Raw genomic sequence first — 14,154 nt, forward strand, 5'->3', positions numbered from 1 at the left:
CCCCTTTCCGCCGCGGGCCATCGCACAGCGCACGGACAGGAAGCTCCGAGAATCCTCTGAGAACCCCGGCCCAGACTCGTCTCATGACCACGACGACCTGGGAGGCGCCCCCCGTGACGCCGATCGCCCCACCGCGACCGCCCCGCACCGTCAGCGGCGTCCTGCCGACGCTCTGGCTCGGCGTCGTCGCGGTGCTGGCGTTCTGGTGGGCGGGCACGTCCTCGGCCACCGGCACGACGCCGGGTGGCGCGCTCATGTCGCTCGGCGAGCTGGCGGGGCTGCTCGCCTCGTACCTCGTCTGCGCGCAGCTGCTGCTCATCGGGCGCGTGCCCTGGTTCGAGCGGGGGATCGGCTTCGACCGGCTCGTGGCCTGGCACCGCTCGCTCGGGACGTCCGTCGTCCTGCTGGTGCTCACGCACGTGGCCCTCATGATTCTGGGCGGGTCGCTGCTGGACGGCCTGAGCGTGTGGTCCGAGGTGCCCGCCGTGCTCGCGACGCAGCCGTACCTGTGGCCCGCTCTGATCGGCACCGTCCTGTTCCTGGCCGTCGGGGTGTCCAGCGCCCGGCTGGCCCGGCAGCGCCTCTCCTACGAGGTCTGGTTCGCGGTGCACCTGTCGATCTACGTGGGGATCTTCCTCGCGTTCGCCCACCAGGTGGCCGGCGGCACCCACTTCGTCGACTCGCCGATCGCCCGGGGGCTCTGGATCCTGCTCTACGCCGGCACGGCCGCGGCACTGCTGACCTGGCGCGTGGTCCTGCCGCTGATGTCGCACCGCCGGTACGCGATGCGGGTCTCCGCCGTGGTGCCCGAGGCCGACGGGATGGCGAGCGTCTGGGTGCACGGCCGGGGGCTCGGCAGGCTGGAGGCCCGCGGCGGGCAGTTCTTCCTGGTCCGCTTCCTCACCCCGGGCCACCGCGCGACCGCCCACCCGTACTCGCTGTCCATGGCGCCGACCGACGACCACCTGCGGTTCACCGTGGGGGCCCTCGGGGACCACTCGTCGGCGGTCACGGACCTGCGGCCCGGCACGCGGGTGCAGGTCGAGGGACCGTTCGGGCGCTTCACCGCCGACCAGGCGACGTCCGACCGCGTGCTCCTCGTGGCCGGCGGAGCGGGGATCGGGCCGGTGCGCGCGCTCGCGGAGGAGCTGCTGGACCAGGGGCGCCAGATCGTCGTCCTGCACCGCGCGCACGACGCCGCCGGCCTGGCGCTGGCCGCCGAGTTCACGCCGTCGCCGAGCCTGACCTACCTGCCCGTCCCCGGTCGGCGCGCCCACCTGGGCCACGACCCGCTCGCCCCGCAGCACCTGCGCTGGCTGGTCCCCGACATCGCCTCGCGCGACGTCTTCGTGTGCGGCCCGCCCGCGATGGCCGACGCCGTCGCCCGCTCCGCCCGCGCGCTCGGGGTGCCCCGCTCCGCCATCCACCGAGAGGAGATCGACTCATGAGCACGCCACGCTGGCGCGGCACCCTGATCTACGTGGGGTCCCTGGCCGCCATGGGAGCGGCGGGCTTCGCCAAGTTCGCCGTGCTGACGCCCGCGGACACGGTCGCGGGGTCGAGCACCGACGGCACGGCCGCCTCCGTCCCCGCCTCGGACGACACGTCCGCCTCCGACGACGACGCAGCGAGCTCCGACGACGACACGGCGGCCGCGGACGCGGGTCAGGCCGGGTCCACCACCGACCCCGCGACGAGCACCGACACCGGGTCGACCACCAGCGACACCGTCACGATCGTCGGCACCTCGGTGCAGACGCGGTACGGACCCGTGCAGGTGTCGGTCACGTTCGCCGCGGGCCAGATCACCGACGTGCAGGCCCTCCAGGTCCCCGGCGGGCACCACGAGAGCGTGCAGATCAACGCGCGCGCGACGCCGATCCTCGCGCAGGAGGTGGTGGACGCCCAGTCGGCGCAGATCGACACCGTGTCCGGCGCCACCTACACCTCGGAGGCCTACGCCGAGTCCGTGCAGTCCGCCATCGACCAGCAGGGCTGACGCGTGCGCCACCTCGAGCTGGTGATGGGGATCCCGATGTCCGTGGACGTCCGCGGCGCGCTGGACGAGCAGGCCGAGCGGGCTGCGGTGCGGGACGCGTTCGACCGGATGCACGACGCCGACCGACGGTTCAGCCGGTTCCAGCCGGACAGCGAGGTGAGCCGGTACGGCGACGGCGACGCGGCGAGCACTGACCTGCGCGAGGTGCTCGACATCGCGGCGCACTTCGGCGACCTGTCGGGTGGCGCGTTCTCGGTCCGACGGCCCGACGGCTCGCTGGACACGGACGGCGTCGTGAAGGGCTGGGCGGCCCAGCGCGCGGCCGACACCCTGACCGCCGCGGGACTGACCACGTTCTGCCTGAACGCCGGCGGCGACGTGGTGGTGCGCGGCGAGCCCGAGCCGGGCCGCGGGTGGAACGTCGGCGTGCGGGACCCGGCCGACCCGCAGGCGTTCCTCACCGTCCTCGAGGTGCGCGACGGGGCGGTGGCCACCTCCGGCACGTACGAGCGCGGCGAGCACGTCTGGGACGGTCGCACCGGGCTGGCCGCGACCGGGCTGCGCGCGGCCACCGTCGTCGCGGCCGACCTCACGACCGCCGACGTGCTGGCCACCTGCGTGCTGGCCCTGGGCCCCGACGGGATCGCGTGGGCGGCGCAGCACGGTGCCGCCGCGGTGCTCGCCGTGGACGCCGACGGCGAGCTGCTCACGGCGCTCCAGGCAGCTCCAGCGTGATCGCAGCGCCCGGCAGCCCGTCCGCGCGCGCCGAGGCGACGACCGAGCCGCCGTGCTGGGCCGCGACCTCCGCCACGAGCGCGAGCCCGATGCCGTAGTGCCGGCGCGCGCCGTCCGCGTCGTCGTCGCGGTGCGACGCGAACCGCCGGAACAGGTCGGTGCCCTCGGGTGGCATCCCGGGTCCGTCGTCGCGGACCTGGATCGCCACCCGTGAGGCCCGGGTGGTCACGTCCACCTGGACGCTGGAGCCGGCGTGGTCGATCGCGTTGTCGACGAGCGCGGTGACGGCCCGGCGCACCGACACCGGCGAGGCCAGCGCGAGCGCGTGGTCCGCGCCCAGCCGCTCGATCACGATGCTCCGGTCCGCCGCCGTGGCGCGGGCGGCGTCGACCACCTCGGTCGCCAGCTCGGCGGCGTCCACGGGCACCGCGTCCACGGAGCGCGCGTCCGCCGCCAGCAGCATGTCGTCCAGCACGGCGGTGAGCGCCCCGGCGTCCGCGAGCAGGCCGTCGACGTCGTGCTGGACGCGGTCGGGCTCGGCGGTGCCCCAGTCGGCCGTCATGTGCCGGTCCAGCAGCTGCGCCCGGGTGGCCAGCAGGGTCAGCGGGGTGCGCAGCTCGTGGCTGGCGTCCGCGACGAACCGGCGCTGGAGGGCCAGGGCAGCGACCATCGGCTGCACGGCCCGACGGGTCAGCCACACGGCACCCAGACCCGCCAGGACGACCCCGACGGCCCCCGCGGCCAGGAGCGCCAGGACCAGCCGCGCCAGCTCCTCGCGGCTCTCCGTCGGGTCCAGCGCGGCCTGCACGACCGTCCCGTCGTGGCTGCCCGTGAGCACGCGGACCGTGCCGGCTTCGGTGGGTGCCGTCGTCCACGTGTCCTCGCCGGAGCGGGCGACCGCCCGCATGACGTCGACGTCGGGCAGGCTGTCGGGGAGCTCGTCCGAGGTCGAGAGGCCGCGCTGCGACGCCACCGCGACCCACATCCCAGGAGGGGCGTCGTGCGCGTCGTCGATCGAGTGCACCGCCCCCTCGAGCCGCGAGCGCGTCGACTCCGCCTGCGCCTGGACGACGACCAGGAGCACGGCGGCCCCGACGACGACCAGGCAGCCGAGCACCAGCAGCGCCGTCTGGAGACCGAGCCTGCGGGCCGTGCTCCGCAGCGCGTCCCGCTCGGCACCGGTGGTGGCGGGCGCGGTCATCCGGTGCCCAGCCGGTAGCCCGCGCCGCGCACGGTCGCCACGGCCGACCGGCCGAGCTTGCGGCGCAGGTAGTAGACGTACGTGTCCACCACGCCGTCGTCCTCCGCGTCCGTGAACACCCGGTCCAGGATCTCGGTGCGGCTGAACACCTGCCGCGGGTGGCGGGCCAGCAGCTCCAGCAGCGTGCACTCGCGTTCCGAGAGGTCCACCAGCGCGCCGGACGCGGTGGTGACCTGACGCGTGGCCACGTCGAGCGTGCCGCCGGGCACCTGCAGCGCACCCACGTGCTCGCGCGTCCGGCGCCGCAGCGCGCGCAGCCGGGCGGCCAGCTCGTCGACGTCGAACGGCTTGCTCATGTAGTCCTCGGCGCCCGCGTCGAGCCCCGCCACGCGGTCCGCCGGGTTGCCGAGGGCGGACAGGACGAGGGCCGGCGTCACGACACCCTTGGAGCGCAGCCGACCCAGCAGGTCCAGGCCCTCGATGGCCGGCAGGCCGCGGTCCAGGACGATCACGTCGTAGGACCGCGTCAGGCCGAGGTGCAGGCCGCGCTGGCCGTCGCGGGCCACGTCCACGTCGTACCCCTCGCCGACGAGGATCTGCTCGAGCATGGATGCGAGCTGCCGGTCGTCCTCGACGAGGAGCAGCTGAGCGGCCTCCGGCATCGCGTCCTCCCCGATCGGTACGTCCCGGCATCGTACGGTGGCGGTACTCGCCCCGAGCACCGGGACGGACGACACGAGGAGACGCGATGCCCGGACGGTCTCGCCGCATCGCCGGCCTGGTCGCCGGCACCGCCCTGCTGCTGGCGTCGTGCGCCGACGGCGGACCTGCGACGCCCTCGCAGACGGCGACGACGACCCCGGCCGCTCCGAGCGCCAGCGCCACGCCGACCACGGACCCGACGCCGACGGCGGTGGCCACCGAGACCGAGGAACCCGTCCCGTTCCCGGCGGACCTGGAGCCCGACGAGCAGGCGTCCTCGGACGGCGCGATGCTGACGCTGACCGACGTGACCACCGGTGAGCACGACGGCTACGACCGCGTGGTCTTCCGGTTCGGCGGGACCGGCGCACCGGGGTGGATGGTGCGCTACGTCGACCGGGCGACCGACGACCCCGCGGACACCGTGCTCGACATCGCCGGCGACGGCACCCTGGCGGTCACCCTGCTCGGGGTGCAGATCCCCGACACGACCGGCATCCCCGAGTGGAGCGGCACCAACCCGGTCCTCACGCCCGGGTACACCACCCTGCGCGAGGTGAACGTGCGCGGTCAGTTCGAGGGGCAGGAGCTCGCGTTCCTCGGAGTCGACACGGCCGACCACCCGTTCCGCGTCTTCGCGCTCGCCGACCCCGCCCGCGTGGTGGTCGACGTCCGGCACGACGGCTGACGGTCCCTCAGGCGGGGAGCGCCTCGCACACGTCCACCAGCCGGGAGCGCAGCAGGTTCCCCCGCTCGGCGAACACCCGCTGCCGGGCGACGTACTCGGCCTTGCCCTCGGGCGTCTCGATGCTCACGGGATCGAGCCCGTAGGTGGTGACGTCGTACGGCGACGCCTGCATGTCGAGGGTGCGGATGTCGCGCGCCAGCTCGAAGCAGTCCAGCAGCAGGGTCCCCGGCACGGCGGGTCCCAGCTTGGTGGCCCACTTGTAGACGTCCATCCCCGCGTGCAGGCAGCCGGGCTGCTCCATCGCGGTCATCGAGGTGCGCGTCGGTCGCAGCGTGTTGCGCTCCACCGCCTCGGGCGTGAAGAAGCGGTAGGCGTCGAAGTGCGTGCAGCGGATCCTGTGGGCCTCGACGACGGCGTCCGTGCCGGCCGACCCGAGCCGCAGGGGGAGCGGGTGGCGGTGCTCGTCGGCCTCCCGGTAGACCATCGCCCACTCGTGCAGGCCGAAGCAGCCGGTGGCCGCCGGTCGGGAGAGCGTGGCGGTCAGCAGGCCGTGGACGAACCGGACGGTCTCGCCGCGGTCGGCCACGAACGCGTCGGCGTCGAGCTGGACCGTGCCGTCGTCGGACGTCCGGTACCAGCGCCACCCGGCGTGCGGGGCGGGCGCCTCGAGCGCGACGCCGACCCCGGGGTGCCAGCGGCGCAGCACGGCCGGCGTGACCGGGTAGTACTCGAACAGGAAGTCCTCGATCGCGTGCTTCTGCTGGCGCGACCGGCGCTCGCGGCGCCCCGCGGTGAAGGCGTCGGCCCGCTCGCCGTGCGCGGCCGCCAGCGACTGCCAGGTGGCGGCGTCGAGCGCGGGCGCGGCGGTCAGGGGCATGTCTCCAGGGTAGGTGAGGCTGCCACACTGACCCCGTGCTGATCCTCGCCGCGGTGTTCGCCGTCCTCGCAGCCCTGCTGCACGTCCTGTTCTTCGCCTACGAGTCGGTGCTGTTCGAGCGCCCGGACGTCCACGCGCGGTTCCAGACGCGCACCGAGGACGTCCCGGCGGTGAAGCCCTGGGCGTACAACCAGGGCTTCTACAACCTGTTCCTAGCCATCGGCGCCCTCGTCGGGGTCGTTCTCGCGCTCGCCGGGCAGGAGACGGTCGGCCTGGCCCTGATCCTGCTGGCCTGCGGGTCGATGCTCGCGGCGGCGCTCGTGCTCGTCGCGACCAACCGCTCCATGGCCCGCGCCGCCGCGACGCAGGGCACGTTCCCGCTGCTCGCCGTGCTGTTCGCGGTGCTTGCGCTGCTCGCCTGAGACCTCAACCCCAACGCCGGACGACCCGACAAGCGTTATGGGTTCAGGAGTCGCGGCGAGGGAGCGTGGTGCGTGAGCAGACGGTGGGAGGACCTGCTGGAGCAGGTCGCCCGTGAGCGCTACCCGCGCCTCGTCGCGCACGCGACGCTCGTGTCCGCCTCACCGTCGGACGCCCAGGACCTGGTGCAGGAGTCGCTGATCGCGGCGTTCTCCGGACGCGCGCGGTTCGGGTCGGTCGAGCAGGCCGAGGCGTACGTGCGCCGGGCCATCGCCTCCCGGGCGATCGACGCGGGCCGACGCAGGACGCGCGAGGCCCGGCTGCTGGCCCGTGCCGCCGCGCAGACCCCGGCGGTCGTCCAGCACGACGACCGGCTGCCCGGTGCGGACGTCGTCCGGGCGCTGGCCACGCTGAGCCCGCGGGAGCGCGCGTGCGTGGTGCTCCGGCAGATGGAGGACCTCTCGGTCGTCGAGACCGCATCGGCCCTCGGGCTGTCCGAGGGGGCGGTCAAGCGCTACACGTCCGACGGGCTCTCCCGGTTGAACGAGCAGCTCGGCAGCACGGCCGTGACCGTGGAGCGCATCTCGGTGCGCAGCCTGACCCCGACGGAGGTGCGCCGTGAGCGATGACCTGCACGCGCTGCTCGCGCGGGCGTCGACGGAGATCGAGGGTGTCGCGCCGAGCCTGGACGGCAGCCGTCTCGCCCTGGTCCGGTCCGCGGCGCACCGTCGCCGGGTCGCGCGGCGGACGCGGGAGTCGTTCGGCGGGATCGCCGTGGTAGCGGTCCTCGGCGCGGGCGTCTGGTTCGGCCTGGGGCAGCAGGCTCCCGCTCCGGTCGTCCCGGTGGTGACCCCGACCGTCACGCCGAGCCCGACGACGACTCCGGCCCCGACTCCCTCGCCGACCGGCCCACCCGCGCGCGCGGACTCGATCGACGACGCGACCGTCCTCGACCGGCTCGCGCACCCGCGCACCGGGGAGAGCTGGCTGACACCGACCCCGGCGCCGGAGCTCACGCCGCTCCTGCTGCCGGACGACGAGACGGGCACCGTGCTCCTCGTCGGCACACGCGGAGGCGCCTCGATCTACGTCACGGTGGCCCAGACGGAGTTCTGGTACGACGTCCCCGTGACGGGCCTCTTCGAGGTGGACGCCGCGGGTGCCCGCCTCATCGCGTGCCCGAGCGCGCGGTCGGGCGATCCGTGTGCCGACCGCCTCGCGGTGCACGGCTCGGGCGTCGTGCGCGACGAGTCGACGTTCTACGACTCCCTGACCCTGCCGCAGCGCATCGCCCTGGACGACGGCTACACCGTCTCCACCGCGAGCACCCGCCTCCGCGCCTCCGGGAGCTCGATCTATGGTCGCGTGCTGACGGGCGACACGGTGGCGACCGAGCCGGTGCGTCCGCTCGGGGCGCTCGGGGTCGTGGCTCTCACCTCGGACTCCTGGCTGCCCGGGTCGCTCGGGCTGACGAACCTCTCGTACGCCGTCGAGACCCCGTTCGGGTCGCACATCTGGCTGTCTGCCGCGGACCTGCCTGGTGGAGACCTCGAGTCCGTCCGCTGGGACGACGGGGTCGTGCGCGCCGGGCCGCCGTCGTGGGAAGGACCGTATGAGTCGGTGTCGCCGGCGGACGGGGCGTGCGGACCCGGCATGGTGTTCGCCCGGGAGGCGGACCACGTGTCGGCCCAGTGGCAGCCGGGAGGAACGACGACCGAGGGGCACCGCGTGTACGTCCCGGCGGACGGCGGCAACGAGATCTCCCGGGCGGTGCGCGCCTGGCAGGAGGAGGTCTCAGGGACCATCGACGAGGAGAGCGGAGCGCCCCTGAACGGCGCGGATGCGGGGTACCCGTTCCTCACCGACGCGGACTTCCTCGCTGCCGACGCCCTCTACGCGATCCAGGGCCCCGGCGACGAGTGGCTGCTCGGGATGCGACCGGAGGCGCTCCAGATCGTCTGGGAGTGCGCGTGATCAGGGGGCGGTCGTGACCGGGACCTCGGGCACCCGGTCCGGGGCGATGTCCGCGGCCCTCGTCGACACCCGGTGCAGCACCCACTCGAGCGGTCCGCGGCCCACGGTCGCCGCCCAGAGCCAGCAGAGCGCGACCGTCGTGACGAGGAAACCGAGCCACACCTCGGCGGTCGCCTCGTAGACGACCGTCCGGCCCAGGGCGGCGATCACGACGATGTGCACGCTGTACGCGGTGAGGGCCAGCGACCCGACGGCCGCCAGCGGGGCGAGCGTGCGCGGCCACCGGTCGGCGACGGCGAGGCACGCGGCGATCACCAGCAGTGCCACGCCGATGTTGCCCACCACCTCGAAGGTGGTCGACGAGTGCGGCTCGGCGGTCGCCAGCGCCGCGGGCCAGCCGAGCACGTGCAACGCCACCCAGGAGCCGCCGTGCCCGAGGACCACGAGGCCGATACCGACGAGCGCTCCGAGCCCCCGCAGCCGGGTCGAGCGCAGGTCGCTGCGGCCGATGGCCAGCCCGACGAGCAGGTACGCCGTCCACACGATCGCGGGGTAGTAGTGGCCGACCGTGATCTCGGCGAGCACCGTCGGGCGCGCGCCCTCGAGCCCGGCGGCGATCCCCTGGCCCAGCGGCGGACCGACGACGGCGACGACCCCCGCGGCGGTGATCAGTGCGGCCCTCGACCAGCGCAGCGCCACGCAGCCGATCGCGAACAGCAGCCCGTAGGTCGGCAGGATCACCACCACCGGCGTCGCGAGCAGGACCAGCAGCTCCCCGAGGGCGAACAGGAGGAGCGCCCGCACCAGGATCCGCACGCGTGCCTGGACCAGCCGGGTGCCGACGACGGGCGCGGTGCTGCCGGAGAGCAGGCCCAGCGACAGGCCGGCCAGCACCACGAACAGCGCCGCGGGGCGCCCGTCCGCGAGCTGGGAGAAGCCGCCGGGAGGGACGGGTCCGTGGTCGTCCGGACCGACGTGCGCGGTCATCATGCCGAGCACGGCGAGCCCGCGGGCGACGTCGATCCCCACGATGCGGCGCATGGGGGGATGCTAGCGACCCGGGTGATCTCGCATGTCGAAACGGTTCGTCCCGTTTATTGAACTCTGGGCCTCATCGATGATTACAGTCTGATGTGAACTCCCCGACGCACCCCGACGTGTACACCCACGGACACCATGAGTCCGTGCTGCGCTCGCACCGTTGGCGGACCGCCGAGAACTCCGCCGCGTACCTGCTGCCGGCACTCGTCCCGGGGACCCGCCTGCTCGACGTCGGGTGTGGACCGGGTTCGGTGACCATCGACCTGGCGGCCCGGCTCGAGCCCGGCGAGGTCGTCGGCGTCGACACCTCGGCCGCCGTCGTCGAGATCGCGCAGAAGGCCGCGGCCGACGCCGGTGCGGACAACGTGACGTTCCAGGTGGCCGACGCCTACGGCCTGCCGTTCGACGACGACGCCTTCGACGTGGTGCACGCCCACCAGGTGCTCCAGCACCTCACGGACCCGATCGCCGCGCTGCGGGAGATGCGACGCGTGACCAAGCCCGGCGGCATCGTGGCGCTCCGCGACGCGGACTACTCCGGCATGACCTGGTACCCGCCGTCGAACGGGTTGGACGAGTGGCTCGCGCTCTACCACGAGGTCACGCAGGCCAACGAGGCCGACGCGAACGCCGGCCGCAAGCTGCTGTCGTGGGTCCGCGAGGCGGGCTTCGACCCGGCGGGCATCGTCCCCAGCGCCGGGGTCTGGTGCTACGCCACGCCCGAGGACCGCACGTGGTGGGCCGGGCTGTGGGCGGACCGCTCGGTCGCCTCGAACTTCGCCGCGCAGGCCATCGCGCACGGGCTCGCCGACGAGGTCGGCCTGGAGCTGCTGGCGGACGCCTGGCGCGAGTGGGGCACCCAGCCCGACGGCTGGTTCGCGGTGCTGCACGGCGAGGTGCTCGCTCGCGCCTGAACTAGGGTTGCGGCGTGCGCATCGCGAGGTTCACCACCGGGGGAGACCCCCGCTACGCCCTGATCGACGGAGAGCCCGGCTCCGAGGAGCTCGTGGTCATCACGGGAGACCCGCTCTACACCCCGGTGCAGCCCACGGGCGAGCAGATCCGGCTCGACGACGACAGCGTCCGTCTGCTGGCGCCGGTCATTCCGCGCTCCAAGATCATCGGCGTCGGCCGCAACTACGCCGCGCACGCCGCCGAGATGGGCAACGAGCTCCCGCCCGCCCCGCTGCTCTTCCTCAAGCCGAACACCTCGGTGATCGGCCCGGACGACCCGATCGTCCTGCCCGACTGGACCGAGCACGTCGAGCACGAGGCCGAGCTGGCCATCGTCATCGGCAAGGTCACCAAGGACGTCACGCCGGACCGCGCCCTGGACCACGTCTTCGGCTACACGGTGGCCAACGACGTCACCGCGCGCGACGTGCAGAAGGCCGACCTCCAGTGGACCCGGGCCAAGGGCTTCGACGGCTCCTGCCCGATCGGCCCCTGGATCGTGCCGGGCCTCGACGTCGACGACCTGTACGTCCGCGCCCGCGTCAACGGCGAGACCAAGCAGGACGGCCGCACGTCGCAGATGATCTTCGACGCGGCCTACCTCGTCTCCTACGTGTCCGAGGTGTTCACGCTGCTGCCCGGCGACCTCATCCTCACCGGTACTCCCGCCGGTGTGAGCCCGATCGTGGACCGGGACATCGTCGAGGTCGAGGTGGAGGACATCGGGGTGCTGCGCAACCCGGTCCTGCGCCGCCACTGAGTCTCTACGTCGGCTGCGGCGGAAAGACGAGCATCCTGCGCAACCCGGTCCTCCGCCGCCACTAATCTTGAGGTCGTGACTTCTCCCACCGGTTCCGCTGTGCGTGTTCGTTTCTGCCCCTCGCCCACCGGGACGCCGCACGTCGGCATGATCCGCACGGCACTCTTCAACTGGGCGTACGCGCGCCACACGGGCGGCACGTTCGTGTTCCGCATCGAGGACACCGACGCGGCGCGCGACTCGCAGGAGTCCTACCTCCAGCTGCTGGACGCGCTGCGCTGGCTGGGCCTGGACTGGGACGAGGGCGTCGAGGTCGGCGGACCGCACGAGCCGTACCGCCAGTCGCAGCGGATGGACCTGTACGCGGACGTGGTCAGTCGCCTGGTCGAGGGTGGCCACGCGTACGAGTCGTTCTCCACGCCGGAGGAGATCGAAGCGCGCCACAGGGCGGCCGGCCGGGATCCGAAGCTGGGCTACGACGGCGTCGACCGAGACGCGACCGACGAGCAGAAGGCGGCATTCCGCGCCGAGGGCCGCGAGCCTGTCCTGCGGCTGCGGATGCCCGACGAGGACCTCACCTTCACGGACCTGGTACGCGGCGAGGTGACCTTCAAGGCCGGCTCCGTCCCGGACTTCGTCATCGTGCGCGCCAACGGCCAGCCTCTGTACACGCTGGTCAACCCGGTCGACGACGCCCTGATGGGGATCACGCACGTGCTGCGCGGGGAGGACCTCCTGTCGTCCACCCCTCGGCAGATCGCGCTGTACCGCGCGCTGCTGGAGATCGGTGTCGGCACGGGCGAGCCGGTGTTCGGGCACCTGCCGTCGGTGCTGGGCGAGGGCAACAAGAAGCTGTCCAAGCGCGAGCCCGAGTCCAACTTGTTCCACCACCGGGACAACGGGTTCACCCCCGAGGGCCTGCTCAACTACCTGGCCCTGCTCGGCTGGTCGATCGGCCCGGACCGCGACATCTTCTCGATGGCGGAGATGACGGCCGCGTTCGACGCCGCGGACGTCAACCCCAACCCGGCGCGGTTCGACGTGAAGAAGGCGGAGGCGATCAACTCGGCGCACGTGCGGCTGCTCGCGCCCGAGGACTTCCGCGACCGGCTGGTGCCCTACCTGCACCGCGCGGGCCTGGTGCCCACGGACTCCTACGCGGACCTCTCGCCGGCCCACCGCGCGCTGCTCGATGCGGGCGCGCCGCTGATCCAGGAGCGCATCACGCTGCTGGGCGAGGCCGAGGGGATGCTCGGGTTCCTGTTCGCCGCGGACGACGACCTGACGATCGCCGACGACGCCCGCGGCGCGCTGCGCGAGGAGTCCCCAGCCGTGCTCGATGCCGCCGCGGCCGCGCTCGGGGGGCTCACCGAGTTCACCACCGCGACCACCCAGGAGGCGCTCCAGGCCGCGCTGGTCGACGGGCTCGGCCTCAAGCCGCGCTTCGCGTTCACCCCGCTGCGCGTCGCCCTGTCCGGTCGACGCGTGTCGCCGCCGCTGTTCGAGTCGATGGAGATCCTGGGCAAGGAGTCCACGCTCGCGCGGATCGCCGCCCTGCGCGCCACCCTGTGATGCGCGTCGACGGGGTCCTGTTCGACATCGACGACACGCTGGTCGACACGCGCGGCGCGTTCGGCCACGCGCTGGCCGGCGTCGCCCGCCGCTACCTGCCCGACCTGCCCGTGGACCGGCACGCCGAGCTGGTGACGGTCTGGCGCGCGGACGTCGGCGGCCACTACGCGGCGTACACGCGCGGCGAGGTCGGCTACGCCGAGCAGCGGATGGCCCGCGCGAACGAGTTGCACGAGCGCTTCGGCGGGCCCGCGCTCGACGCCGACGGCTTCGCGCGCTGGGACGAGACGTTCGAGGCCGAGTTCTCAGGTGCGTGGTCGGCGCACCCGGACGTGGACGCGGTCGTGGACCGCCTGCTCGCGGCCGGCCTGGTGGTCGGCGCCCTGTCCAACGCGGCGGTGGCGTACCAGACGCGCAAGCTCGACCGCGCGGCTCTGCTCGAGCGCGTGCCGATGCTGGTCGGCGTCGACACCCTCGGCTTCGGCAAGCCCGACCCGCGCGTGTTCGTCGAGGCGTGCCACCGGCTCGGCACCGACCCGACGCGGACGGTGTACGTCGGCGACGAGCTCGACGTCGACGCCCGGGCGGCGGTCGCGGCCGGTCTGGTGGGCGTCTGGCTGGACCGGCCCGGCGAGAGGCGGATCCCGGTGTCGCCGGAGGATCTCGCGGGCGCGCGACAGGCCGGTGTGCGGGTCATCGCGTCGCTCGCCGAGCTCCCGGGTGTGCTCGGGATCGAGGAGTAGGGCGCATCTAGGAGTACGGCGCGGTCGTGCTCCACGTCAGGCGCGGCTTTCCCGGCATGGTCAGGAGCCATCCCTTGAAGCTCGAGAGTGCGGCGTCGAGCACCGAGCCATCGGGCAGGCGGACGCGGTAGTGGGTCTGGCCGCGGCCGGTACCCACCTCGACGGCGCCGGTGATCGCAGCGTCGACCACTGCTTTCACCGTCGCGACGCCCGCCGTCGTCCGTGGAAGCTCCCACTGCTCGCACCCGTAGATGCCGGCGACGAGGCAGTCGTCGAACTGCTCCCAGCTCACGGCGACCGCGCCGACCGCGCGGGGCGTGATCCACGCTCCGCTCGGCGGCCTGGGGGCCTCGTCCAGCACGAGCTCGACCGTGGCGACGCCGGAGAGCCGCGACGCCTGGTCGGAGCACAGCGCGCCGACCAGCGCGGTCACCTCGTCGTCGGGGAGCTCGATACCAGGGCGGCGGTCGAAGAGGGGCACGCGCAGA

The 14,154-nt window shown here is 73.6% G+C and carries 16 protein-coding genes; 11 read left to right on the forward strand and 5 right to left on the reverse strand.

The genetic code is table 11. The features are described from left to right. Nucleotides 1-83 precede the first annotated feature (83 nt). The 3 genes from ACO06A_RS14295 to ACO06A_RS14305 are packed head-to-tail and all read left to right on the forward strand — an operon-like array spanning nt 84 to nt 2,734. Nucleotides 84-1,448, forward strand: coding sequence for a ferric reductase-like transmembrane domain-containing protein (locus tag ACO06A_RS14295; RefSeq protein WP_421732898.1), 1,365 nt, complete (start codon nt 84-86; stop codon nt 1,446-1,448). Then, nucleotides 1,445-1,999, forward strand: a complete 555-nt coding sequence (locus ACO06A_RS14300) for an FMN-binding protein (RefSeq protein ID WP_421732899.1) — start codon at nt 1,445-1,447, stop codon at nt 1,997-1,999. Before ACO06A_RS14295 ends, ACO06A_RS14300 begins: the two co-directional genes overlap by 4 nt. A gap of 3 nt (nt 2,000-2,002) precedes the next feature. After that, nucleotides 2,003-2,734: an FAD:protein FMN transferase gene (locus ACO06A_RS14305; protein ID WP_421732900.1), complete on the forward strand. Its 732-nt coding sequence runs from the start codon at nt 2,003-2,005 to the stop codon at nt 2,732-2,734. Here ACO06A_RS14305 and ACO06A_RS14310 read toward each other — a convergent pair. Together ACO06A_RS14310 and ACO06A_RS14315 are read right to left on the reverse strand one after the other, a co-directional pair. After that, the gene (locus tag ACO06A_RS14310; RefSeq protein WP_421732901.1) at nt 2,706-3,935 is read right to left on the reverse strand and encodes a sensor histidine kinase; all 1,230 of its coding nucleotides are present in this window, start codon (nt 3,933-3,935) and stop codon (nt 2,706-2,708) included. The genes ACO06A_RS14305 and ACO06A_RS14310 overlap by 29 nt on opposite strands. Then, on the reverse strand, nt 3,932-4,597 hold the full coding sequence (locus tag ACO06A_RS14315) for a response regulator transcription factor (protein ID WP_421732902.1): 666 nt from the start codon (nt 4,595-4,597) through the stop codon (nt 3,932-3,934). The genes ACO06A_RS14310 and ACO06A_RS14315 overlap by 4 nt, the downstream gene beginning before the upstream one ends. Nucleotides 4,598-4,683: 86 nt before the next feature. Here ACO06A_RS14315 and ACO06A_RS14320 point away from each other — a divergent pair, with 86 nt between their 5' ends. Then, nucleotides 4,684-5,325 carry an AMIN-like domain-containing (lipo)protein gene (locus ACO06A_RS14320; protein WP_421732903.1) on the forward strand — a complete coding sequence of 214 codons (642 nt, stop codon included), beginning with the start codon at nt 4,684-4,686 and terminating at the stop codon, nt 5,323-5,325. A 7-nt stretch (nt 5,326-5,332) separates the two neighbouring features. Here ACO06A_RS14320 and ACO06A_RS14325 read toward each other — a convergent pair whose 3' ends face one another. Further along, on the reverse strand, nt 5,333-6,202 hold the full coding sequence (locus ACO06A_RS14325) for a 3-methyladenine DNA glycosylase (RefSeq protein WP_421732904.1): 870 nt from the start codon (nt 6,200-6,202) through the stop codon (nt 5,333-5,335). A 35-nt stretch (nt 6,203-6,237) separates the two neighbouring features. Between ACO06A_RS14325 and ACO06A_RS14330 the strand changes: the two genes are divergently transcribed. From ACO06A_RS14330 to ACO06A_RS14340, 3 genes are all read left to right on the forward strand, one after another. Continuing rightward, nucleotides 6,238-6,624, forward strand: coding sequence for a DUF1304 domain-containing protein (locus ACO06A_RS14330; protein WP_421732905.1), 387 nt, complete (start codon nt 6,238-6,240; stop codon nt 6,622-6,624). 72 nt (nt 6,625-6,696) lie between these two features. After that, entirely contained in the window at nt 6,697-7,251 is a 555-nt protein-coding gene (locus tag ACO06A_RS14335; protein ID WP_421732906.1) for an RNA polymerase sigma factor, read from the forward strand. Beyond that, nucleotides 7,241-8,596 carry a hypothetical protein gene (locus ACO06A_RS14340; RefSeq protein WP_421732907.1) on the forward strand — a complete coding sequence of 452 codons (1,356 nt, stop codon included), beginning with the start codon at nt 7,241-7,243 and terminating at the stop codon, nt 8,594-8,596. The genes ACO06A_RS14335 and ACO06A_RS14340 overlap by 11 nt, the downstream gene beginning before the upstream one ends. Here the strand turns inward: ACO06A_RS14340 and ACO06A_RS14345 are convergent, their stop codons facing one another. Further along, the gene (locus ACO06A_RS14345) at nt 8,597-9,637 is read right to left on the reverse strand and encodes a DUF418 domain-containing protein (protein ID WP_421732908.1); all 1,041 of its coding nucleotides are present in this window, start codon (nt 9,635-9,637) and stop codon (nt 8,597-8,599) included. A gap of 92 nt (nt 9,638-9,729) precedes the next feature. Here ACO06A_RS14345 and ACO06A_RS14350 point away from each other — a divergent pair, with 92 nt between their 5' ends. The 4 genes from ACO06A_RS14350 (at nt 9,730) to ACO06A_RS14365 (ending at nt 13,666) form a co-directional block, all read left to right on the forward strand. Continuing rightward, nucleotides 9,730-10,551, forward strand: coding sequence for a methyltransferase domain-containing protein (locus ACO06A_RS14350; protein ID WP_421732909.1), 822 nt, complete (start codon nt 9,730-9,732; stop codon nt 10,549-10,551). A gap of 14 nt (nt 10,552-10,565) precedes the next feature. Continuing rightward, nucleotides 10,566-11,351, forward strand: coding sequence for a fumarylacetoacetate hydrolase family protein (locus tag ACO06A_RS14355; protein ID WP_421732910.1), 786 nt, complete (start codon nt 10,566-10,568; stop codon nt 11,349-11,351). A 75-nt stretch (nt 11,352-11,426) separates the two neighbouring features. Beyond that, nucleotides 11,427-12,923: a glutamate--tRNA ligase gene (gene gltX, locus ACO06A_RS14360; protein ID WP_421732911.1), complete on the forward strand. Its 1,497-nt coding sequence runs from the start codon at nt 11,427-11,429 to the stop codon at nt 12,921-12,923. Then, complete coding sequence (locus tag ACO06A_RS14365; RefSeq protein ID WP_421732912.1) at nt 12,923-13,666, forward strand: HAD family hydrolase; 744 nt, start codon at nt 12,923-12,925, stop codon at nt 13,664-13,666. The genes gltX and ACO06A_RS14365 overlap by 1 nt, the downstream gene beginning before the upstream one ends. A gap of 7 nt (nt 13,667-13,673) precedes the next feature. On the opposite strand, the gene ACO06A_RS14370 is transcribed toward ACO06A_RS14365, so the two are convergent. Further along, nucleotides 13,674-14,147, reverse strand: coding sequence for a hypothetical protein (locus ACO06A_RS14370; RefSeq protein ID WP_421732913.1), 474 nt, complete (start codon nt 14,145-14,147; stop codon nt 13,674-13,676). Nucleotides 14,148-14,154 lie beyond the last annotated feature (7 nt).

Source organism: Cellulomonas sp., from assembly GCF_965229465.1.
In the GTDB taxonomy this organism is placed as follows: domain Bacteria; phylum Actinomycetota; class Actinomycetes; order Actinomycetales; family Cellulomonadaceae; genus Cellulomonas.